This is a genomic window from Kutzneria sp. NPDC052558, from assembly GCF_044547355.1.
Taxonomy (GTDB): Bacteria; Actinomycetota; Actinomycetes; order Mycobacteriales; family Pseudonocardiaceae; genus Kutzneria.
This window is the reverse complement of record NZ_JBIUAG010000036.1, coordinates 46,183-68,419: the sequence shown is the minus strand read 5'-3', so window position 1 is coordinate 68,419 and position 22,237 is coordinate 46,183. Positions and strand designations below refer to the sequence as shown.

At 71.1% G+C, this 22,237-nt stretch carries 17 protein-coding genes and 1 pseudogene; 12 read left to right on the top strand and 6 right to left on the bottom strand.

What is annotated here, in order from left to right:
• Positions 1–576 precede the first annotated feature (576 nt).
• Together ACIG5F_RS41035 and ACIG5F_RS41030 are read right to left on the bottom strand one after the other, a co-directional pair.
• Positions 577–1,500, bottom strand: a complete 924-nt coding sequence (locus ACIG5F_RS41035) for a hypothetical protein (RefSeq protein WP_396525546.1) — start codon at positions 1,498–1,500, stop codon at positions 577–579.
• Positions 1,501–1,617: 117 nt separating this feature from the next.
• Positions 1,618–2,412, bottom strand: coding sequence for a MerR family transcriptional regulator (locus tag ACIG5F_RS41030; RefSeq protein WP_396525545.1), 795 nt, complete (start codon positions 2,410–2,412; stop codon positions 1,618–1,620).
• 78 nt (positions 2,413–2,490) lie between these two features.
• Between ACIG5F_RS41030 and ACIG5F_RS41025 the strand changes: the two genes are divergently transcribed.
• Both ACIG5F_RS41025 and ACIG5F_RS41020 read left to right on the top strand, forming a co-directional pair.
• On the top strand, positions 2,491–2,853 hold the full coding sequence (locus ACIG5F_RS41025) for a nuclear transport factor 2 family protein (RefSeq protein WP_396525544.1): 363 nt from the start codon (positions 2,491–2,493) through the stop codon (positions 2,851–2,853).
• Positions 2,854–3,092: 239 nt separating this feature from the next.
• Positions 3,093–3,293 (top strand): annotated as a pseudogene (locus ACIG5F_RS41020) (alpha/beta hydrolase); the annotation flags it as partial.
• Positions 3,294–3,394: 101 nt separating this feature from the next.
• Here the strand turns inward: ACIG5F_RS41020 and ACIG5F_RS41015 are convergent.
• Positions 3,395–3,910: an NmrA family NAD(P)-binding protein gene (locus ACIG5F_RS41015; protein WP_396525543.1), complete on the bottom strand. Its 516-nt coding sequence runs from the start codon at positions 3,908–3,910 to the stop codon at positions 3,395–3,397.
• A gap of 191 nt (positions 3,911–4,101) precedes the next feature.
• Here ACIG5F_RS41015 and ACIG5F_RS41010 point away from each other — a divergent pair, with 191 nt between their 5' ends.
• Positions 4,102–5,334 carry an ROK family protein gene (locus tag ACIG5F_RS41010; protein WP_396525542.1) on the top strand — a complete coding sequence of 411 codons (1,233 nt, stop codon included), beginning with the start codon at positions 4,102–4,104 and terminating at the stop codon, positions 5,332–5,334.
• Here the strand turns inward: ACIG5F_RS41010 and ACIG5F_RS41005 are convergent.
• Positions 5,331–7,247 (bottom strand): DUF5107 domain-containing protein, encoded by a 1,917-nt coding sequence (locus ACIG5F_RS41005; RefSeq protein WP_396525541.1) that lies wholly within the window; start codon positions 7,245–7,247, stop codon positions 5,331–5,333. The two genes, ACIG5F_RS41010 and ACIG5F_RS41005, sit on opposite strands and share 4 nt — an antisense overlap.
• Before the next feature lie 141 nt (positions 7,248–7,388).
• Between ACIG5F_RS41005 and ACIG5F_RS41000 the strand changes: the two genes are divergently transcribed.
• Complete coding sequence (locus ACIG5F_RS41000) at positions 7,389–9,614, top strand: RICIN domain-containing protein (protein ID WP_396525540.1); 2,226 nt, start codon at positions 7,389–7,391, stop codon at positions 9,612–9,614.
• 117 nt (positions 9,615–9,731) lie between these two features.
• Here ACIG5F_RS41000 and ACIG5F_RS40995 read toward each other — a convergent pair whose 3' ends face one another.
• On the bottom strand, positions 9,732–9,911 hold the full coding sequence (locus ACIG5F_RS40995) for a hypothetical protein (RefSeq protein WP_396525539.1): 180 nt from the start codon (positions 9,909–9,911) through the stop codon (positions 9,732–9,734).
• Between the two features lie 854 nt (positions 9,912–10,765).
• Complete coding sequence (locus ACIG5F_RS40990) at positions 10,766–13,411, bottom strand: AAA family ATPase (protein WP_396525538.1); 2,646 nt, start codon at positions 13,409–13,411, stop codon at positions 10,766–10,768.
• A 295-nt stretch (positions 13,412–13,706) separates the two neighbouring features.
• Here ACIG5F_RS40990 and ACIG5F_RS40985 point away from each other — a divergent pair, with 295 nt between their 5' ends.
• The 8 genes from ACIG5F_RS40985 (at position 13,707) to ACIG5F_RS40950 (ending at position 22,235) form a co-directional block, all read left to right on the top strand.
• Positions 13,707–15,374, top strand: coding sequence for a thiamine pyrophosphate-binding protein (locus tag ACIG5F_RS40985; protein ID WP_396525537.1), 1,668 nt, complete (start codon positions 13,707–13,709; stop codon positions 15,372–15,374).
• Between the two features lies 1 nt (position 15,375).
• Entirely contained in the window at positions 15,376–16,800 is a 1,425-nt protein-coding gene (locus ACIG5F_RS40980) for an aldehyde dehydrogenase family protein (protein WP_396525536.1), read from the top strand.
• 216 nt (positions 16,801–17,016) lie between these two features.
• A complete protein-coding gene (gene dpgA, locus ACIG5F_RS40975) occupies positions 17,017–18,078 on the top strand; it encodes a 3,5-dihydroxyphenylacetyl-CoA synthase DpgA (RefSeq protein ID WP_396525535.1) in 1,062 nt (353 codons plus the stop codon).
• The gene (gene dpgB, locus ACIG5F_RS40970; protein ID WP_396525534.1) at positions 18,075–18,731 is read left to right on the top strand and encodes an enoyl-CoA-hydratase DpgB; all 657 of its coding nucleotides are present in this window, start codon (positions 18,075–18,077) and stop codon (positions 18,729–18,731) included. Before dpgA ends, dpgB begins: the two co-directional genes overlap by 4 nt.
• Positions 18,728–19,993: a (3,5-dihydroxyphenyl)acetyl-CoA 1,2-dioxygenase DpgC gene (dpgC, locus tag ACIG5F_RS40965; RefSeq protein WP_396525533.1), complete on the top strand. Its 1,266-nt coding sequence runs from the start codon at positions 18,728–18,730 to the stop codon at positions 19,991–19,993. The genes dpgB and dpgC overlap by 4 nt, the downstream gene beginning before the upstream one ends.
• Positions 19,990–20,781: an enoyl-CoA-hydratase DpgD gene (gene dpgD / locus ACIG5F_RS40960; protein ID WP_396525532.1), complete on the top strand. Its 792-nt coding sequence runs from the start codon at positions 19,990–19,992 to the stop codon at positions 20,779–20,781. Before dpgC ends, dpgD begins: the two co-directional genes overlap by 4 nt.
• A 17-nt stretch (positions 20,782–20,798) precedes the next feature.
• Positions 20,799–21,755, top strand: a complete 957-nt coding sequence (locus tag ACIG5F_RS40955; RefSeq protein ID WP_396525531.1) for a diiron oxygenase — start codon at positions 20,799–20,801, stop codon at positions 21,753–21,755.
• Complete coding sequence (locus ACIG5F_RS40950) at positions 21,756–22,235, top strand: hypothetical protein (RefSeq protein ID WP_396525530.1); 480 nt, start codon at positions 21,756–21,758, stop codon at positions 22,233–22,235.
• Positions 22,236–22,237 lie beyond the last annotated feature (2 nt).

Sequence of the window (22,237 nt, the reverse complement as noted above, 5' to 3'; positions counted from 1 at the left end):
GGTCTGCGGCGAACACCAACGCAGTTGGGGCGTCCTCGGTCCCGCGCCTCGTGACGACCCCTGTGATCAGTAGTGCGCCGGTTCGCGGCGAAGTCACGTACCCGAAATCGGTGTCGCTGACCGAACCGGCGAACGTTTGTGTCACCGCATGAGAACTCTGGTTGACGTGACAGCAAAGCAGGCGAATCCGGCACGGCCGATCGGGTCGGTCCCGCTCCGGCGGGGTTGATTCCGTTGACACTGAACGAGATCCGGCATCTGTTCGTCCGTCTGGTGATCGTCCCTGCCGGCGGTCGTGTGGACTGCCTGCACTGGTCGCGGTGGCGACGACGTCATCAGTACCGCGCGCAGCAGGCTCACTACCTGCGGCAAGCCCACCAGGAACGATGAAGATCACGATCTATTACTGGAGTACTAAGCAACTTGCTCACAATGCGTCGCCAGGGAGTTGAACCCCCACGTGTCGGAGGGGGAGTTACCCACTGGGCACACGTTTTCCACCAGCGGACCCTGTTATTGCTGGCGATTTTGGGTCCTTACGCCGTGATCGCCACCGCTGCCGCCACAAGCCACCCTTCACGATCTGCGGTCCAGCACCTCGGCGAGCTGACCGTACGTGGGCGCCAGCCGCCGCAGCGATGCCGCTGCGGCCTTGGAGTCGTCAGTGACCACCAGGTACTGCAGGCTTCCGACCAGTCGCGCCTGCTCAATGGCGATGGCGGACGCCGTGTCCAGGCCGAGCGAGGCCAGGCAGGCGGCGGCGTCCGCGAGCCGTCGGGCACCGGCCGGGATCGCGAAGTGCACCAGGTGGCCGCGGACGCCGTCCGGTAGCCCGGCCTCGACCTGCTCGGCGAAACGCTCCACGGCCTCGGCACCGCCGAGCGTGCCGGGCGGTACCGCCACGTCGGCGCGACCGGCCAGCCACGCCGCCGCCGCGGGCAGCGAGCGACGCAGCGCGGCAGGCACGGATACCTTGTACCGCAAGGCAAAACCAGCGCGCAGCACATACCCGGCCTCGGTGTAGGGCACGCCCGCGCCGCGCCAGGCGTTGAGGAACGCGTCAGTCGGCAGCGTCGCGTACGGGTGGCCGTGCGGGTCGTGCAGGACCACGGCACCGTCGTCGATGCCGAGCACGACCACGTAGTGGTCACCGAAGTCCGCCGGGGTTCCGGGCTGGTAGAGCAGCAGGCCCATGTCAAGCGGTCCGGCGAGCACCGGGCCTGCGGCGAGCGCCGTGGTCAGCCGCGCCAGCGCCTCGTCGGGGTCGTGGCCGTCGCTGCGCTGGCAGGTCCAGCCCAGCAGCTCGATCGCAGCGTCCAGCCCGATCTCCGGCGTCCAGCCGTACGGGTCGAACAGCGGCAGTGTGCCGTCGATCAGCTCGAATCCGAACGGCGAGCCGGTGAGCGCCTCGATCACCCCGGGCGGCGGCGAGGTCTCGCCCAGCATCATCGCCAGCGAGTTCGCGTAGCAGTACGGACCGGAGCCGGTGTAGGGGATCATGGCCGCCAGTAGAGCAAATTTCCCGGGAATTTGGGGCGGCATAAGTGCTTTAGGTCGGCAGTGAGCCCGCGATCAAGGCGTACGCCGCGCTGTTCCAGGACTCCGCTCCGCACCGACTCAGGTGACGCGAAAGACCGGCCAGCCGATCTCGGTGCGCCAGGCGGCGGGATCGCTGACGTCACGAGGGCCGACGAGGTAGACCTCCCGCACCGGCCCGGCCACCGACATCGCGTTCTCCACCACCCAGGTCCCGAGTTCGCCGTACGTGACCTCGACGCCGTCGTGCTCGCCGACGTGGGTGGTGACGGCCAGTTCCGCGGCCGGAAGAACGGCGGCATGCACGCGTCCGGTGCGAGGTGGCGCAGCGGTCGGCAGGTAGACGAGCGCGTGACCGCGTTCCTGTTCGAAAAGGGCGTTGTCGTAGCAGCCGCCCGGCGGTCCGGTCACGGCATCGCCGACGGCCGTCTCCAGTTCGGCCATCGCGCCCGCGTACCAGGCCTCGACGTCGCCCTGGCCGAGCACGGCCTCCACCGCCGCCACCGTCCGGGCGGGCTCCGCACGCAGCTCGACCTCGATCGGCGCGGGGTCGGGCCGCAGCAGGCGCCGCAGCGACACGACTGCGGCCCGGGTGCGGTCGAGCACGTCCTCGAGGCGTTGCAAGTGGTCGGCAACCAGGGCCGCCCGGACCCCGGGGTCCGGGGTCCGCAGGATTCGCTGCACATCGCTCAGGGGGACGTCGAGTTCACGAAGCCGGTGGATGACCTGCGCGGCCGGGATCTGGTCGACGCCGTAGTACCGGTAACCGGTGGTCTCGTCCACCACCGCGGGTTCCAGCAGGGCCGCCTCGTGATACCGGCGCAGGGTCCGCACGCTCAAGTGGGTCAGCCGCGAGAACTCCCCGATGGTCAGCATCCCCGCATTCTGGACTCTCTCCCCGGGGGAGAGTCCACGGCTTGACCCTCCCACGCCGTGAGGTCACACGGTGGGCTCATGACACAGCACACCGATCTCCCGTCCGAGTTGCTTCCGACCACCGTGCGTGACTTCTTCGCCGCCCACGTCGCCCGCGATGCCGACACCGCCTCATCGTTCCTCACCGAGGACGCGGTGATCGTCGACCAGGACGAGACCTTCCGCGGCCGAGAGGAGACGCACGCGTTCCTGCGGGACGCCGGGGCCGAGTTCGAGTACACGACCGAGCAGCTCGGCGCTCGCCGCGTCGACGACGCCCACTGGGTGGTGACCGTGCGGCTCGAGGGCACCTTCCCGGGTGGTGTCGCCGAGCTCGACTACCGCTTCGCGCTGCGGGGTGACCTCATCGCCGAACTCGTCATCGCCAACCACGTCGCCTGACCGAACCCGCGCCACCTCGATCTTCAGTGGAGAGAAATGTCTAGTTCAGATCGCGATCGTCTCGACGGTCGCCGGGCGTTGGTCACGGGCGGGTCGAAAGGCTCGGGCAAGGCCGTCGCGGAGAGACTGCGAGAGCTGGGCGCCGACGTGTACGTGACGGCGCGAACGATGCCCGACGGGCACGAGCACCCCGACCGATTCATCGAAGCCGACATCACGACGACCGAAGGCACCAGCGCGGCTCCGCCGAAACCTTCCGGGACGAGGACGTCGCCTACGCAAGCCGCATGTGGGAGGCGGGCTGCGACGTCGAGCTGCACGTCTGGCCTGGCGGGTTCCATGGGTTCGACGTCGTGGCTCCCCACGCCGTGATCTCCCAGGACGCCATCGCTGCCCGAGTGGTCTGGCTGCGCCGTCAGCTGGGCCGTGTTCCCCGCTGAGGCGCGGCCAACACCGGCCCGCTGAACAAGACCTCGAGCAGCCGGCCAAGTCGCCGACCTGTGCCTACCGGCGAAGGGACGCTGATCCGACTATGCGCGTATCAGCCGAGCACGTTGCGGTGCCGGCGCACGAAATCGGCGAACCCGAGGGCCGCGTGACCGGTGGGATCGGGGACGGCCGAGGTGACCATCTCCGCGCCGCCGTCGCGGTAGGCCCGCGCGACCTCGATCAGGGTGTCGACCTGGAACGCCGGCATCCCACGGCTCAGCAGCGCCGCGCGGGCCTGCTCATCGGGCAGCCCGAGGTAGCGCACGGGCTTGCCCAGGACGTCGGAGAACACCTCGGCCGCTTCGGTGTGGCTCAAGGCCTTCGGGCCGGTGAGGCTGTAGATCTTGCTGTCGTGACCTTCGGTTGTCAGCACCCGCGCGGCCACGTCGGCGATGTCGCCGACGTCGACGAAACTGATCGGCGCGGTGATCAGGGGGAAGCTGAACCGTCCACTCTCGCGGATGGATGCCTGGCGGAGGAAGTTCTGGAGGTAGAAGTTGGGCCGCACCATGGTCCACCGCAACCCGGACGAGGCCAGCGCGTCTTCGACCGGCCGGTGCAGCGCCAAGGGGCGAGTCCTCGGGCTCGACGCCTTGGCGGACCGGGGTTACCTGGCCGCGGCGCTGCTCAACGCCGCCCACGCGGGCGGCGCTTGCGGCCCTGTCCCGGCTCCTGCCGAAACTCTGCGAGCCGGGCGGCCCCTGCCCCCGGCGGTCCGCTGCCGTGACGCATTAGTTCGGTCGGTGTTATAACTAACGCGTGGCGGCGCACAACCTCGATGTCGCGAACCGGGCCTCGATCCGGCGCACGAACCTCGGCCTGGTGCTGCGCCGCCTGAGCACCCGCGGCGCCCGCTCGCGGACCCAGCTCGCGGAGGACCTCGGCCTGCCCAAGGCCACGGTGTCCAACCTGGTCAACGAGCTGGTCGAGCGCAATCTCGTCCGCGAGGGCGACGTGCAGCGCGGCGGCAGCGTCGGCCGCCCCCGACAGGCGGTGGAGCTGCACGGCCGCACGCTGTGCGGGCTCGGCGTGGAGATCAGTGTCGACTATGCCCGGGCGATCGCGCTGGACCTGCGCGGCGAGACGTTGCTGGACCAGCGCATCACCATCAACGCCGCGCGCGACAGCGACGTGCTGCTCGACGCCGTCGCCGAACTGATCACCCGGGCCATCGACGACATGCGCGCGCAGGGCGTCGAGGTCGTCGGCGTCACCGTCGCCGCGCCGGGCGAGATCGACCGGGATGCCGGCGTCGTCGTCTTCGCCGCCAACCTGAACTGGTCGCAGCTGCCGGTCGTGGCCGGTCTCCGGGCCCGGCTCGCCGCCGACGCCCCGCCCATCGCGGTCGGCAACGACGCGCGACTCGGCGCCATCGCCGAGCACGCCATCGTCGGCCCGGTCGGCATCAACGACCTCATCTACATCACCGGCGAGATCGGCGTCGGCGCCGGCATCATCACCAACGGCCAGCTGATGCTGGGGGCCGCCGGCTACGCCGGCGAGGTCGGCCACATGCCGCTCGATCCCGATCCGCAGCCGTGCGCCTGCGGCCGGCGCGGCTGCTGGGAGACCATGGTCGGCCTGTCCGCGCTTCTGCGGCACGCCGCCGATCCCGACGACCCGGTGCGCGATCCCGACCGCGACCTGGAGGTCCGGCTGGCCGAGATCCGGACCCGGGCCGCCGTCGGGGACGAGCGCACGCTGGCCGCACTCGACCGCATCGCGCACGGCCTCGGCCTGGGCATCGGCCTCCTGATCGGCGTCCTCAACCCGCAGGCGGTCGTGCTCGGCGGCTACTTCGCGATTCTCGGCGACCACCTGCTGGCGACGACCCGGCGTGTGGTCGACGAGCACGTCCTGGCCCCACATGCCGGGGGCTGTCAGCTGCTGGTCTCGACGTTGGGATTCACCAGCGCCGCACGCGGCGCCGCCCAGGAGGCGCTGGAGCCCGTGTTCCACGACCCGGGCTCCGTCTCGGCGCCGGCGAACTAGCCTTCGGTCATCCGGAAGTCGTAGCTGTGGGGCAGGGGATGCGCGGTGCGGGGCAGGGTCGGGTCGAGCCGTTGGTGGTAGGCGAACCAGAGCCGGTCCAGAGCGTCCTCGCCTTCCCGGAGGTCGGGCACGACGATGCCGACGCCGATGAGGCGGCCGGCGCGGTCAAGACTGTCCGCGGCGATGGCCGCCGAGCACTCGAGCATCTGGATCCGGCCGTCCGCCCGCAGCTCCGGTGGCAGCCCGTCGACGAGGGCCAGGGCGTCACCCGGGCGGTTCGCGGCGAGGAGCGCCTGGAGCGTCTCCACGGTGAGGGCCCGCAGGGGAGTGGGCAGCATTTCGCCGGCTCGGAGCAGCGAACTCGCGGCGCGGTCGGCGTTCGGTTCGCACACGGCGAGATTGCGCAGCGCCCAGGGATTGGCGGTCGCCGCCAGTGAGGCGCGCCACGCGTCGCGGGCCGCGTCGGCCTCGCCCGCGTGCCAGCGCGCCACCCCGCGGTGCAGCCAGGTGAGCCAGTTGTCCCCGGCGTGTTCGAGCCGCTGCCGCCAACCGTGAGTGACCTGATAGGACAGTGGCGCCTTCAGTGAGGCCGGCATGTCGCCGGTGGCCAGCAATGTCAGCCACGGTTCCTGCTCGTCGCCGGTGGTGTCGAACGGGACTCCCGGCAACTCGAGCGACGGGTCGCCGGTCGCGGAGCGGTGGAGCCGTTCCATGGCGCCCCAACCGGATCCGTTGTGCAGCCGCTCGGTCGGTGGCTGGTCCAGCCACTGCCGGGCGGCGTCGTGCTCGGCATCGACGAGGTGGCGGGGGACCAGCTCCTCCAACGCCTCCTCGACGGCCGTGCAGGCACCGTCCCAGTCGCGGCCCTTCGCGGGATCGGCGGTGAGCAGGCCGTAGACCTCCAGCCATGACCACTGCGCGCCGGCCGGCATCGGCAGGTGCTCCAGCTGCGTGCGGGCCAGGCCGGCCTGGATCTCCAGGTACGGCTGGTCGGCCGGCGACAGCCACTCCTGCCAGCGGCGGCCGCCGCCGGCCTGCCCCCACAGGAACAGCTTGCGTCCGCGCAGCCGGTCGGTCGAGGCCTGCACCAGGCCGCTGCCGTCAGCCTCCAGCGCGGCGATCCAGCGCCGGCGGGACGGCGCGATGTCGTAGAAGTAGTCGGCGGCGTGCCGACTGTTGGCCGGGTAGCTGCGATCCACGCCGTCGTGAACGGGGATCGGCACGCGCCGGAGGACGCCGTCATAGGCGAGGTTGTAGGCGGCGTCGGCCGGGGCCAGCACGCGGGTGTCGGGCGTCTCCGGCACGGCGATGTTGGACCACCAGTAGACGGGGACCTCGTGCGCGTTCGGGTTGATGATCCGAACGTGCACGTGGAGCAGGGCGGAGCCCTCCGGCGCGTACGCGTCGATCTGGTACACGAGCTCCCGGTTGCGCTCGAATTCCCACATGCGCAGGACTTCGACGCCGTCGGGCCGCACCACCCGGGCGGCGTGCACGGGGGCGCAGGTGAGCGGCGTGTGGCCGGTGGTGCCGAGGTTCCACTCGACGCCGCCGGCGAACCAGGCGTTGCGCAGCGCCAGGTTCGCTGGTTGCAGGATCGCGTTGCGGTGCAACAACTCCCGTCCGGTGGGCAGGTGGACCAGCGACCGCATCCGGCCGCCGAAGTCGAGCAGGAACTCGGCGCGGATCACGCCATTGTCGACGACGGCCACCGTGAGCTTCCCGTCGGTGAGTTCCCGCCCGTAGTCGTCCTGCACGGTGTACGGGAGCAGCGTCGCCGGTCGCCCGTACGCGAGGTTGCGCGCCATGTCCGGGTCCGCCGCCGAGGCGTCGACCAGCGGCGTCACCGGGTGTGGCGGGGCCAGTGGCGGCAGCGGGTTGTCCGGGCCGAGCGCGGCGACGGGCAACGTCACCGTGTCGAGGTGAACCACGCGGCGCCTCCGGTTGTGGTCGGACGGGCACACGAACCCTGCCGCTACCCTAATTAGTTCGACTAGTGTTATAACTAACAGCCCTCGGGAGTCAAGAGCCGCCCTCACCCCAGTGGAGTCGCGATGCGCACCCTGCCCGTCGTCGCCCGCCCGCGAACGGCCGTCGCCCTGGCCGTGGCCGTCGCCCTGCTCGGCGCGCCGCCGGTCGCCTCGGCGAGTCCGCCGACCTCCGGCTACACCGTGACGATCGGGTCCACGAGTCCGTACCAGTTCCCGACCGACACCCCGGCGAGCCCCTTCGTCGACAAGGACGGCACGTTTTACTTCCAGCAGTCCGCGTCCCTCTACGGCGCGACGCAGCCCCGGTACTGGGACTTCTACACCGGCGCCGACTTCGACAGCGCCAGCCGGTCCGCCGCGATCAGCGACGCGGTCGATCCCGCCGAGCCCAGGGACAAGAACAACGACACGAGCTGGCGGTGCGACAACAGCCCCACCGGTGTCGCCGCCACCGACCCGCCAGCGGGCTCGTCCTACTCGCAGAAGAACTTCTGCGACCTGGTCGGCGTCTGGGTCGACCCGGACACCGGAAACTGGTACGGCCTGGTGCACAACGAGTTCACCCCGGAACCGTTCGGCGCCAACTCGTTCTCGCACTACGACGCGATCGACTACGCCGAGTCGACCGACCAGGGCAAGGTGTGGACCATCAAGGGACACGCCATCACCTCGCCGTACAGCACGGTTCGCGGCGACACCACGGCGTTCCCGAACGGCACCTTCGACTACGGCGACGGTGACCCGAGGCTGTTCGTCGACCAGGCTTCGGGCTACTTCTACGTCTACTACGCGTCCCGGATCGTGCCGAAGGCCGGCACATCCGGCAGCTACGACGGCCTGGCGCACGTCGCCCGCGCGCCGATGTCGTCGAAGATGGCCACCGGCTCGTGGCAGAAGTGGTACGACGGCTCCTGGTCGCAGCCCGGCGTGGGCGGCTTGGAGAGCAACATGACGCCGGTGACGACGACCGCCACGACCGGCTACACCGCCGTCGACCACGACTACAAGCCCACGAACGCGGGTTCCGTGCCGCAGCAGATCACGGCCGGCACGCTGCCGCCGAAGTCGGAACTGTTCGTCATGAACATCGCCTACGACGCCTACCTCGGCCTGTACATCGGCGAGCCCGAAGTGGCCGACAGCTCGACCAAGCTGCCGCAGCGGTACTACGTCACAGACGACCTGTCGACGCAGAAGTGGTACTACGTAGGCGATTCCGGCAGCTACGCCTCGAACTCCTGGTACCGCTGGTTCGTCGACGGCGCGAACCGGACCAGCTCCACCATCGTCGGCAGGAGCTTCCGCTCCTACTGCTCCATCGCCTGTGTCGGCTCGGACGGCGAGTACGCCAACATCACCGTGGACTCGGCGTCGCCGGCCGCGCCGCCCGTCGACCTGAGCACGACCTACCGGATCAGCAACGGATCGGGACGGGTTCTCGCCCAGGTCAGCGGCAGCTCCGCGACCACGTCCGTGCCGGCCTCGACCGGCTCGCTCCTGGAGACGTGGGCCTTCGCCGCCAACGGCGACGGCTCGTACACGATCAGCAACGGCGCCACCGGCCAGGCCCTCGGCGTCGACTCGACGTCGACAGCCAACCGGGCGTGGGCGACCAAGCCGACGGTCACCGCGAGCGGATCCACCGTCGGGCAGCAGTGGTTCATCCTCGCCGGCGCCTCCTCCGCGACCGGGGCCAAGACCGGGACGTATCGGCTGGTCAACCGGTACAGCGGCTTGGTGCTGGGGCTGTCCTCGGACTCAACCCGGCTCGCTGAGACGACGCCCGCCCGGTCCTGGACCAACACCACCGGCGATGCGACCGGCGGGTCGCGCACGGCGGCCGAGCAGACCCTGGGCCTCACCGCGACCGGCGAGCCGCCCGTCCTCGACGGCACGCACCGGATCTCGGTGTCCGGCCAGGGCCTCGACGACCCGAACTGGTCGACCGCCGCGGGCACCCAGCTCGTCACGTGGCGGCTCAACGGCGGCTCCAACCAGAACTGGACGTTCACCCGGCAGACCGACGGCTCGTACACCATCGCCAACGCGTATTCCAAGCTGTGCGTGGACGACGAGGGCGGCGGCACGGCCGCCGGCACTCGCGTGATCCAGTGGACCTGCTCCGGCAACAGCAACCAGCGCTGGAAGGCCGCCAGGACGGCCGGCGGCTACAGGCTCACCAACGTCCATAGTGGACTGCTACTCACCACCGCATCGACCACCGACGGCGCTTTGGTGACGCAGCAAGCGATCGCGGGCTCCGCGCTGCAACAGTGGGCGATCGGCTGAGGACTTCGGGCAGGGTGCCCCGGCGCCACTAGTGCGGGTCGTCGGCCTTGCACGGAGTTCCGCCGCGGTGCGAGCTATACGTGGTGGGGTCCGGCGGCACGGTCCGTGGCAACCAAGTCATCGCGCGGTGACCGGCGGATTCGACGGCCAGAGCGCTCTGATCAGCGCGCTGGCCGGCACCAGGGAGTTCTTGTGTAGAAGCAGGAACGCCAGGGTGGCACGCTGTCTGAGGCCGCGCAGCGGTAATTGGCGATCGCCATCGTTCACCGTCAACGCGCCAAGTACGGTGAAGCGCATCGAATCCCCCTCAAAGACATGAAGTGGACACCTCGACAGGAACCGTGTGCCCCTCGTGCGGGGCGCACTCCGCAGCTTCGAGTGGTTTCCCCAGGAATAACTCTTGCGGATGTTAGCCTCGGCCGTGACTCGCGGCGACGTAACGACTACTGACGCAACTGTCCTTGCCTGATTGTCACTGTAACGCGTCATTGTCATCTGCTGGTGGCATAGTGCCCGATGACGACGCGACCGCCCCTGTCGAAGCTCCACTTCGCGCACGGAGTCGCCGTCGGTGATCGACAGTTTTGGGCGAAGTCCAGGCAAGAGCCCAGGTGGGCTCCGTCGCCGTCACCAAGAGAATCTTCGACATTTCTGTAGTAGTCGGTCCGAGAGCTGGGATTGTCCAGGTGCCTTGTGCGTGTGGCTGAGAAGGCCGAGGCTCTGCGCCCGATCGGATCGTCGCGTGTCGACGGCGGTCCGGCGGTCCATGGTGCGGTCGTGGGTAGGACGAGTTCGTTGTGTGGAGCCGATGGCTCGGGCGGCATTGCTGTGAATTAGCTGTGTGAAGGCAAGCGCGGCCAGCGTGTCGACTTGTCCGCGCACCTATACCCGAAGGTCCTCTAGTCGTCAATCTCTCGGCGTAGTTCAAGGACCTGGGGGGAATACTCTCTGCTTGGTCGATGCTTTCGGGGGCGAGCTGTGTGCACCAGCGGTTGTGCGGGCACGTGCCTTCGACGAGCCGGTGGTGACAACTCCTTGCTGGAACCCAAGCGCCCCGCACGTATGCGGTCGCGATGCCTGGGTTCGCCGCCGCCCCTTCCGTACGCGCCGACCGACGAACCGCAGCCGACCATCCGTCCACAGTGGACAGCTCAGGCGAGGTTGGCCATCTCGGCCAGCGGCAGCACCGGCAGGTCGTCGCGGTGTTTGACGTTGAGCTTGCGGTAGATCTTGGTCATGTGCTGCTCAACGGTGCTCTCGGTGACGAACAGCTTGCGGGCGATGGCGCGGTTGCTGTGGCCGGCGGAGGCCAGCACGGCGACGCGGCGTTCGGCCCTGGTCAGAGAACGGATGGCGTCGTCGTCGGCGATGTCGGCGTCGATGTCGTCGCCGTCGGGGAACAGCTCCCGGCAGAGCGGCTCGGCGTGGCAGCCACGGGCCATGTGCCAGGCGCGGCGGGCGATCAGGCGGGCCCGGCGCTGCTCGCCGGCTGCCTGGTGGGCGCGGCTGAGGTCGGCAAGGGCGCGGGCCAGCTCGTAGCGGTCGCCGCCGGCCTCGATGATCTCGACGGCGTCGCCGAGCAGGTCGACCCGGCGGTGCTCGGCGCCGCATGCGGCGAGCAGCCGCAGGGCCCGGCCGCGGTGGAAGCCGAGGTCGGCGCCGATGCGGGCCAGCTGGTCGTTGAGCAGCCGGCGGGCCTGGTCCACCTCGCCCTGTCTCAGCAGCGCCTCGGCTGCGTTGATCCGCCACGGCACGAGCTCGGGCCGGTCAAGGGACCAGCTGCGCACCAGGTCCCCGCAGGTATGGAAGTCGGCCAGTGCGGCCCGGCTGTTGTCGCAGGCCAGATGGTAGTGGCCGCGGGCGTGCAGGTAGTGCAGGCCGTAGCGGCTCTCGAACATCGCCGGCGGAACGGGCAGCCGGAGGTGTTCGGCGGCCGCGGCGAGGTCCCCGGTGCGGGTGGCGGCCAGGATCGCGGCGCCGAGGGGGAAGCCGACAACGGTTCCCCATGACCGCGGCGACAGCTGGGTGAGGCTGTCCTTGGCCTCGGCCAACGCGGTGGCGAAGTCGCCCCGCCGGACCGCGATCTCGGCTGCCGTCGCGGCCAGCCGAGCCCGAATGACCGGCAGTTCGCGGACCCGCTTGTCCTGCGTCCACCGCTCGCACCAGCGGGCCGCCGATTCGGTGCGCCCGGCGTACATCTGGGACATCAGCGGGACCAGCGGGGTCTCCTTGGTCCAGAACGTGTCCCGGCGCAGGTCGGCCTGGCGCAGCAGGCCTTCGGCGGTGTCGTCCAGGTCGCCGTGCACAAGGACCCCGGCCAGCACCAGGCCGCCGGTCGTCTGGGCGGGCCGCGGCGGCAGCCGCTGGTTGGTGCGGCGGGCCAGCCGCGGATAGGTGCACGCCAGCCAGTACTCGAACGCCTGGAGCTCGGCAAGTGTGCCCTCGTCGTAGCGGTCGGCCTCCGCCCACAGCCGGTCGACGACCACGGCGGCCTCGTCGCTGCGGCCCTGCCACAGCAGCTGCCGGCACAATTCGAGGCTGTGGCTCAGACTCAGCTCCCCGGCGCGGACGTCGGTGATCAGCTGGGTCAGGTGCCTGGCCGCCGCCATCGGGTCGGCGCGGCACTCGACCAGCGCCAGTCGTGCCCGGATGTCCGGGGTGGGGCTGTAGCTGACCGCGTGTTCCAGGCAGGCCACGGCGGTGGTCATTCCGTTGTCCAGCAAATGGTTCTCGGCGGCGGTCAGCAACACCGTGGTCGAGGGGACGTCCTCGGCGTGGCCGCCGGCCACGATGTGCGGCGCCACCACCACCGCCGGCTCGCCGCGGTCGTGCAGCAGTCGCGCGGCCGCCTGGTGCAGCTCGCCGCGGTTGGGCAGCTCGTCGAGCACGGCCTGACGGCCGGTGTCGTTGATGAAGGCGCCATCGGCGAGAAGCCCGGAGGATTCCAGTGACCGCATCACTTCCGCGCCGTGGTCCAGGCCGAGTAGACGGTCCAGCAGCGTCGGGTCGCCGATGACCGCCAGCCCGCCGGCGACCAGCGTCGCGTCGGGGCCGGTCCGGCGGATTCCGGCCAGCAGCGCCTCGCGGTAGCACCGTCCGACGATCTCGTGGTCACGACGCCAGTCCTCGATCATGGCCGTCACCAGGAGCGGATTGCCACTGCTGGCGGCGTGCACGGCCGCGGCGTGGCGGCGGGCGATCGGCTCGCCCAGCTCGCGGGCCAGCAGCTCGTCGACCGCAGGCCGGGACAGCAGGTCGAGCGGCAGCACCTCGCAGTTGGGCAGCCGCAGCAACTCGGCCCGGGTGGCGCGAAACTCCGGACCGCAATTGGACACGCTGCTGGCCACCACGAGCACAGGCGCGGCGCCGATCCGGCGGGCCAGGTAGGCGAGCCAGCGCAGCGAAGCAGGGTCGGCGTGATGGACGTCGTCGATGCTGACCAGCGTTGGCCGGCGGTCGGCGAGGTCGAGCACGTCCAGGCACAGGGTGCTGAGCACCTCGGCGCTCGCGTCGCCATTGCGGATCACGCCTGCGGCGTGGGCGCGTAATCGCGGGGGCAGTCCGGGACGGGCCAGCAGCTGGCCGACCACGCCGAGGGAGAGCGAGCTTTCCGCCGGTGAGCAGACCGCTTGCAGCCGCAGGGCATCGGCGGATCGGCCGAAGGCGTGCAGCAGCTCGCTGCGGCCGGTGACGGCCGGACCCTCAACCAGCGCCGTGTGCCCTGAACCGGCCGTGGCCTGCGCGAGCAGCTCGGAAAGACGGGAAAGTTGGCCGTCGCGTTCCACCAACTCCGGCACTTGAGCCTCCCGGCGCTTCACCCGCGGAGCCGACCCGGCGACGCTGCCGGCCCTATGGTTTGGGTCCAAACGGTTCCGGCCAGGTTAACACGGCGGTGGCGCTGTGGCGATGGTCGCCTTTGTGGGCGGGCGTGGATGGCCCGCCCGGCCGGCGATGAACGGAGCGATTGATTGACGCGCGCAGTACTGGCCTTTCCGCGTCGCTGACGGCTGGTGTAGGGCCTGCTAGGGGGTGAACAGGGGTTCGGGCCGGTGGCGAAGGTGCGAGCCTGAATGGCGTGAATGGATGGGCATTGTGAGCGACAATCGGCTGCGGCCGATCGACGCCATGCTGAGCGTGCTCGCCGACGAGGGCGTCGACCGAGTATTCGGTAATCCAGGAACGTCCGAGCTGCCTTTTTTGGACGCGCTGGCCGGTCGGGACGACATCGAGTTCACGCTCGGCGTGCACGAGGGCTCGGTGGTCGCGATGGCCGACGGCTACGCCCGGGCGACCGGTCGGCCGTCGTTCGTGAGCCTGCACATCGCCGCCGGGCTGGCCAACGGCCTGATCGGGCTGCTCAACGCCACCCGGTCCCGGACCCCGATGGTGGTCACCGCCGGCCAGCAGGACCGCCGCCACCTGGCCGGCGACCCGATGCTGTCCGGCGACCTGGTCGGACTGGCCAAGCCGGCCGTGAAGGCCGTCTTCGACGTGCGGCACGGGCCCGACCTGCCGGTCCTGCTGCGCCGGGCGTTCGCCCTGGCCGTCCAGCCGCCGGCCGGGCCGGTGTTCCTGTCCGTTCCCATGGACCTGCTCCAGGAGGACGAGCCGGTCGCGACGCCGGTGAAGTCGCCGCTGACGCCGCCCGGCGCCCCGAGCGACATCGCCGCGGCGGTGGAGCTGCTGGCCGAGGCCCGGCATCCCGCGGTGGTCGCCGGGGACGACGTCGGCCGCCGCGGCGCGCTGGCCGAACTGGTGACACTGGCCGAGGCGATCGGCGCCACGGTCTATGACCAGCCGATGAACGACGGCGTCAACTTCCCGGCCTCGCATCCGCTGCACGCCGGCGGCCTGGCCCCGACACACCGTGCGATCCGGGACGGGCTCGCCGGCCACGACGTGGTCCTGATCGTCGGCTGCCACGCCTTCATGGCCCACCACTACACGCCAGGATCCCCGATTCCCGACGGGGTGGCCGTGGTGCAGTTGGACGTTGATCCCGCCGAGGTCGGCCGCAACTTCCCGGTGGCCGTGGGACTGGTCGGTGGCCTCGGCCCGACGCTGGAGGCGCTGGGGGCCGCGCTGGCCGGCAGCGTGCCGGACGCGAAGGCGCGGATCGAGCTCGCCGGCCGGCGAGCGGCGCAGCGGCGGGCCGCGTTCGAGGCCGACGCGCTGCACCGCTACGGCGACTCCCCGATGGATCCGCTGGCCGCTGTGCACGGCATCGTCGCTGGCCTGCCCGACGACGCGGTCGTGGTCGAGGAGGCGATCACCTCCGGCGTCCTGCTCCGCTCGATGCTGCGGCTGGACCGGCCCCGCTCCCTGGTGCACACCGTCGGCGGCGGCCTCGGCTGGGGGATCGGGGCGGCGACCGGCTCCCGGCTCGGGGATCCGACCCGGCCGGTGGTGGCCGTGCTCGGCGACGGCTGCACGCTGTTCGGCCTGCAGGGACTGTGGTCGGCGGCCCGCTACGAGGTGCCGGTGACCTTTGTCGTGATGAACAACGGCGAGTACCGCACCCTCAAGGACACGCTGGACTCCTGGCACAGCCGGTCCACCCGGCACACTCACGTCGGCCTCGATCTGGCCCCGCCGGTGCTGGATTTCACCCGCGCCGCCGAGTTCTTCGGCATCCGGGCGGTCCGCGCAGAGAGCACCGAACATCTGGCGAAGCTGGTCCGCGAGGGCGCCTCCTCGCCGTCGCCGCTGCTGATCGACGTGCCGATCACCGGACACGGCGCACGATCGACGAGGACGTGACATGGCATTCATCGAACCCCGCGTCTCGCTGTCCGGCGGCACTGCCACGGTGCGCGAGGTCGCGACCGGCGCCCTGCTGGCCACGATCGGCGTCGCCTCGGCAGCGGACGTCGACGTGGCCGTGCAGGCCGCCGTCGAGGCGCAGCCGGCGTGGGCCGCGTCCCCGGCGGTGGAGCGGGCCGCGGTGCTGCGTCGGGCTGCGCAGGCGTTGGCCGCGAACCGTGAATGCGTGGTCGAGTGGCTGATCCGGGAGGGCGGCGGCATTCGGGCCAAGGCGGAGCACGAAGTCGCCTCGACGCTGGACGAACTCTGGGTGGCGGCCTCGCTGCCGACCCGGCCGCACGGGGTCCTGCTGCCGGCCGAGCCCGGTCGGCGCAGCCACGCGCGCCGGGTGCCGCTCGGCGTGGTCGGCGTGATCAGCCCGTGGAACTTCCCGTTGCTGCTGGCCATGCGGGCGGTCGCGCCGGCACTGGCGCTCGGCAACGCCGTCGTGCTGAAGCCGGACCCGCGGACCGCGGTGTCCGGCGGGCACGTGATCGCGCGACTGTTCGAGGAGGCCGACCTGCCCGCTGACCTGCTTCAGGTGGTGCCGGGACCGGCCGACCCCGGCCGGGCGCTGGTGGCCCATCCGGCGGTCGCGATGATCGCGTTCACCGGGTCGACGGCGGTCGGGCGGCAGATCGGCGAGCGGGCCGGCGGCCTGCTGAAGCGGGTGTCGCTGGAGCTCGGCGGCAACAACGCGATGATCGTGCTGGCCGACGCCGATGTCGACGCGGCCGCCTCGGCCGGAGCCTGGGGGGCGTTTTTCCACCAGGGCCAGGTGTGCATGGCGGCCGGCCGGCACATCGTGGTGGCCGAGGTCGCCGAGGAGTACCTCGACCGGCTGGCCGCGCGGGCGGACGCGCTGCGGGTCGGCGATCCCTGGACGCAGGACGTGCAGTTGGGGCCGATCATCGACGAGGTCCAGCTGAAGCGGGTGCGGCGCATCGTCGAGGACACGCTCGCGGGTGGCGGGGTGCTGCGGGCCGGTGGCGGCGCGGACGGGCTGTTCCACCGGCCGACCGTGATCCAGGTCGACAGCCCGGACGCGCCGGCCTTCGCCGAAGAGGTCTTCGGGCCGGTCGCGCCGGTGCTGGTGGTGCGGGACGAGGAGGAGGCGCTGCGGGTGGCCAACGGCGTCGAGCACGGCCTGACGGCGGCGATTCGCACCGCCGATTCGGTCCACGGCCTGGAGTTGGCCGCCCGGCTGCGCACCGGCGTCGCTCATGTCAACGACCAGACGATCAATGACAACGCGTTTGTGCCGTTCGGCGGTCGGGGCGCGTCCGGCAATGGCACGAGGTATGGCGCCGAGCAGAGTGTCGAGGAATTCACTCAATGGCAGTGGCTGACAGTCCGGGCCGACCAGTCGCACCTGCCGTTCTGAGACGTCACGTCCGCTGACGGCGGCCGATGCGGATGATGGCGGAGTATCACTTGCTCGAAACATCTAACCCCGATATTGTCGTTTGGAGCCGAACGATCTTGGGTTCTCGTGAATATCGCCGAAACTCGTGAATGCGCTTGTTGATCTCCGAGATGGAGGGGAAATGGGCTGTAGGACCGTTGCGGTGATCCGCGACAGACGAGGGGTGGTGGGGCGATGACGGCCTGCCTGTCGGAGATCTCCCGGATGGCCGGGGTGGCCACCGCCGTGTCCGGGGAGCCGGTCACCCAGCCGGAGCTGCTCGACCTGATGCGGATCGAGGATCCCCGGGTCCGGTCGGTGTTCCTCAACAGCGCCATCGAGCGCCGCCATCTCACCCTGCCCGAGCCCGACGCGTCCGGCCGGCTCGAACCCGAGCCGCAGGGCGACCTGCTGGCCAAGCACAAGCGGATTGCCGTCGAGATGGGCGGCGCCGCGTTGCAGGGCTGCCTCAAGCGGGCCGGCGCCAGCCTGTCCGACCTGCGCCACCTGTGCTGCGTGACGTCCACCGGCTTTCTCACCCCCGGCCTGAGCGCGCTGCTGATCCGGCAGTTGGGCATCGACCCGCATTGCAGCCGCTCCGACATCGTCGGCATGGGCTGCAACGCCGGGCTCAACGCGCTCAACGTCGTCGCCGGCTGGACGGCCGCCCATCCCGGCGAGCTCGCGGTCGTGCTGTGCGCCGAAGCCTGCTCGGCCGCGTACACCTTCGACGGCTCGATGCGCACCGCCGTGGTCAACAGCCTGTTCGGCGACGGCGCGGCGGCCGTGGCGCTGGTGGCCGACGGCGAGGCGCCTGGCCCGCGCCTGCTCAAGTTCGCCAGCCTGCTGGTCACCGACGCCATCGACGCCATGCGCTACGACTGGGACCGTGACCAGGGCCGGTTCAGCTTTTTCCTCGACCCCGAGATCCCCTACGTGGTCGGCGCGCACGCGGAGGTCGTGGTGGACCGGCTGCTGACCGGAACTGGTTTACGCCGCAACGACATCGCGCACTGGCTGGTGCATTCCGGCGGCAAGAAGGTCATCGACGCGACCGTGGTCAACCTCGGCCTGAGCCGCCACGACGTCCGGCACACTATCGGCGTCCTGCACGACTACGGCAACGTCTCCAGCGGCTCGTTCCTGTTCTCCTACGAGCGTCTGCTCGACGAGGACGTGTGCCAGCCGGGGGAGTACGGCGTCCTGATGACCATGGGGCCCGGCTCCACCATCGAGACGGCGCTGGTCCAGTGGTGACCCCGGCGATCGACGAGGTCCGGGTGGACGGGGCGCGGCCGCTGTCGGCCCCGACGACCGAGGCCCTCAATCAGGTGTGCGACCGCGCCGAGGATCTCGACGCCTCAGGGCTGGTGACCCTGCACGTGTCCGGTGCCCCCGAGCCGGGCTGGCCGGCGGACCTGACCGTGGGCCTGGTGGCCAAGTGGGAACGCGCGGTGCGGCGGCTGGAGCGTCTCTGGCTGCCCACGGTCGCGGTGGCCGCAGGCGATGTCGGCGGCACGGCGCTCGACGTCCTGTTGGCTGTCGACGTCCGGGTCGCCGCGCCCGGAACCCGCCTGGTGGTGCCGGTGGACGGCGAAGCGACGTGGCCGGGCATGGCGATCTACCGGCTGGCCCGGCAGGCCGGGACGGGCCGGGTCCGCCGGGCGGCCCTGCTCGGTGAGCCGATCGACGCCGAGGACGCGGTGGCGTTCGGCCTGCTGGACCAGATCGCGCCGGAGCCGGACCAGGCCGTGGCGGCGGTGGCCGAGCGGGCGGCCGACATCGCCGGCCAGGAACTGGCGATCCGCCGGCAGCTGCTGCTGGACGCCGGGCGGACCAGTTTCGAGGACGCGCTCGGCTCCCATCTCGCCGCCTGCGACCGCGCCCTACGACGAGGCCGGACGCCGTGACCGACTTTTCCGAGGCCAGGGCCCGGTTGGCCGAGACCGCGTCCGACATCGAGCGGGTGCTGGCCATTCTGCCGCCACCCGACGCCCGCACTGCGGAGCAGCGGGCCGCGGCCGCGGCAGCGCACACCTCGGCCCGCCGGTCCCGGGTGGCGTTCATGGCCGAGCACGCCGAGGCCGTGTACGACAAGCTCACCGATGGACGGCGGCTGCGGCCGCGGCTCGAGGAGCTGGTCCTCGCCGCGACGGCCGCTTTCCCGGAGCTGGTGCCGGGGCCTGCGGCCGAGCGGACCCGGCCGCAGGCGGCCAAAGAGGGATTCGAGATCGACCAGGGCATCTTCGTGCGCGGCGTGCTGGACTCCCCGGCCGCAGGCCGGCACCTGATGGACTCGATGCTGCGGCCGACCACCCGCGCCCTGCGGCTGCTGCCGGAGTTCGAACGCACCGGCACGCTGGAGACCGAGTCGGTGCGGGTGGAGCGGCGCGACGGCGTCGCGCGGCTGACGATGTGCCGGGACGACTGCCTCAACGCCGAGGACGAACGCCAGGTCGACGACATGGAGACCGCCGTCGACCTGGCGCTGCTGGACCCGGCGACGCGGGTCGGACTGATCCGCGGCGGCGAGATGTCCCATCCCCGCTACCGGGGGCGGCGGGTGTTCAGCGCCGGCATCAACCTCAAGAGCATCAGCGCCGGCGAGATCACCCTGGTCGGTTTTCTGCTGCGCCGGGAACTGGGCTACCTCAACAAGATGCGCCGCGGGCTGTGGCACGACGACCCGGACCGGTGGCGCTCGCCGCTGGTCGACAAGCCATGGCTGGCCGTGGTCGACACGTTCGCGATCGGCGGCGGCTGCCAACTGCTGCTCGTTGTCGATCACGTTGTCGCCGCCGCGGACGCGTACCTCAGTTTGCCGGCGGCCAAGGAGGGCATCGTGCCGGGGGTGAGCAACCTGCGGCTCACCCGGGCCGTCGGCGCTCGGCTGTCCCGGCAGATGATCCTGGGCGGCCGGCGGATCCACGCGACCGAGCCGGCGGCCGCCGCGCTGGTGGACGAGGTGGTCGAACCGTCGGAAATGGACGCCGCGGCCGACCGGGCCGCGGCCGCCCTGTCCGCCGACTCGGTGGCCGCGAACCGCCGGATGGTGAACAGGGCCGAGGAGTCGCCCGACGATTTGCGTTGCTACCTGGCGGAATTCGCCGTAGAGCAGGCGCTGCGCATGCACGCCGACGACGTGGTGGCGAAGGTGGGCCGGTTCACATGACCCGCGTCCGCTACGAGAAGCGGGGCCACGTCGCCTGGGTGACGATCAACCGGCCCGAGGTGCTCAACGCGCTGGATCTGCGCACCCACGAGGAACTCGGCCGGATCTGGGACGACGTGGAGGCCGACGACGAGATCCGGGTGGCGGTGCTGACCGGCGCCGGCGGCCGCGCCTTCTCGGTCGGCCAGGACCTCAAGGAACGGGCCCGCCTCGACGCGGCGGGCGGGCCGGCCTCGACCTTCGGCAGCCGGGGCGGGCCCGGCTGGCCCCGGCTGACCGAGCGGTTCGACCTGAGCAAACCGGTGCTGGCGCGGGTCGACGGCTACGCGCTGGGCGGCGGCTTCGAGCTGGCGCTGGCCTGCGACCTGGTGATCGCCTCGGACCGCTCGGTGTTCGCGCTGCCGGAGGTGCGACTCGGGCTGGTGCCCGGGGCCGGCGGCGTGTTCCGGCTGGTGCGCCAGTTGCCGCAGAAGATCGCGACCGGGCTGCTGCTGACCGGCCGGCAGGTGGACGCGAACACGTTGCACGCCAACGGACTCGTCAACGAGGTGGTGTCGGCCGAGCGGCTTGACGGGTGTGTCCAGGCCTGGGTGGCCGACCTGGTGGCGGCCGCGCCGCTGGCCGTGCGGGCGATCAAGGAGGCGGCGCTGCGCTCGGTCGACCTGCCGCTGCCGGACGCGTTCGATGCCGCCTACCACTGGGAGAAGCGGCGGCAGGCGAGCCGGGACGCCGTCGAGGGCCCGCTGGCGTTCACGGAGAAACGCACACCGCGATGGGCCGGGCGCTGAGCGAAGGGAACGGGTCGGTGACCGAGGTGGGTCGGCTGGACGACGGGGACTATCGTTCCGGCTTCGCCCGGTGGGACGAGCGGTCGTGGGTGCGGGCCAAACCGCGCCGTGGGGCCGAGTTCGAGCCGGGCAAGCACTTCTTCTCGCCGGACCTGTGCGTGCCGCTGGCCCATCCACGGGTGCTGGCCGCGCCGCGGGGCGTGCGCGAGGCGCTGCTCGTGCACAATCTCTATATATATCTGGAGTTCACGGTCCGGCTGGAAATGGGGCCGGTCAACGAGACCTGCGCCCTGCTGCACTCCCCGGCGTTTCTGCCGTGGCTGCCGCCGGGCATGAAGGCCGACGCGCTGCGCATCTACACCGACGAGGCCGGGCACGCCGAGATGTCCAACACCCTGCTGGCGGCGGTGCACGAGGCGACCGGGATCGCGCCGATCGCGCACGAGCCGGCGTTCCTCGGCGACCTGCGCCGCCTGTACGCGGCCGAGCCGCCGGTGTACCGCCCGCTGCTGAAGATGTTCTTCACCGTGGTCTCGGAGACGTTGATCACCGGCAGCCTGACCAAGCTGCCCAAGGATCCCAGCGTGCAGCGGGCGGTCCGCGAGGTGGCCCAGGACCACGCCACCGACGAGGGCCTGCACCACGCCTACTTCCGCCGCCTGTTCGACCTGCTGTGGCCGCGGCTGCCGATCCCGTTGCGGCGTAAGATCGGCGTGCTGCTGCCGGTGATCACCAATGCCTTCCTGCGGCCGGACGAGGCGGCGCTGCGGGCCGCGCTGCACGACGTGCGGTTCCCCGACGCCGATCGCGTCGCCGCCGAGTCGGTGGCGCTGCCGGCCGTGCGCGCGGCGGTCGCCGACAACGCCGCGCCCACGATCCGAATGCTGTGCCGTGGCGGCGTGTTCGAGGACCCGGTGGTGCGTGAGGCGTTCCGTGCCGCGGGTCTGCCGACGGAATTGGCCGGGAGGTCGTAGATGTCCACAGTGGTGCGTGACTATGTGCTCGCCATGCTGGCCGTGCCGATGGACGCCGAGCCGGCCGTCGGTCCTCGGCGATGGGCCGAGGGGTTGCGGGCATGGCTGGACCAGGCCCGGCGTCTTGACGACGAGTTCCGGTGCGTCGAGCTGAGCCACCAGTCCGGGCGAGAGTGGTTGCTGGCCTGGATCAGCCGGCCGCTGTCGGCCACTGTCGCCTTCCACGCGCTGACCGACGGGATCGATGGACCCATCGCGGCGCCGGTCGAGTGCGACCTGCTGGTGCTGCTGGGCCGGCCGGACAGGTGGCCGCCCGACGCCGAGCAAACCCTGGCCCGGCGGGCGTTCGAGGCCGGTTACGGCGACCGCTGTCTGGTGCTTGAGCCCCGCTGGGCCGGCGCCGTGCTGCGCGGCACCGAGGACGGCCCGCTGTTCTGGGAGGTCGCCGCCCGAGAGCGGCAACCCTCCTGTTTGGACTGAAG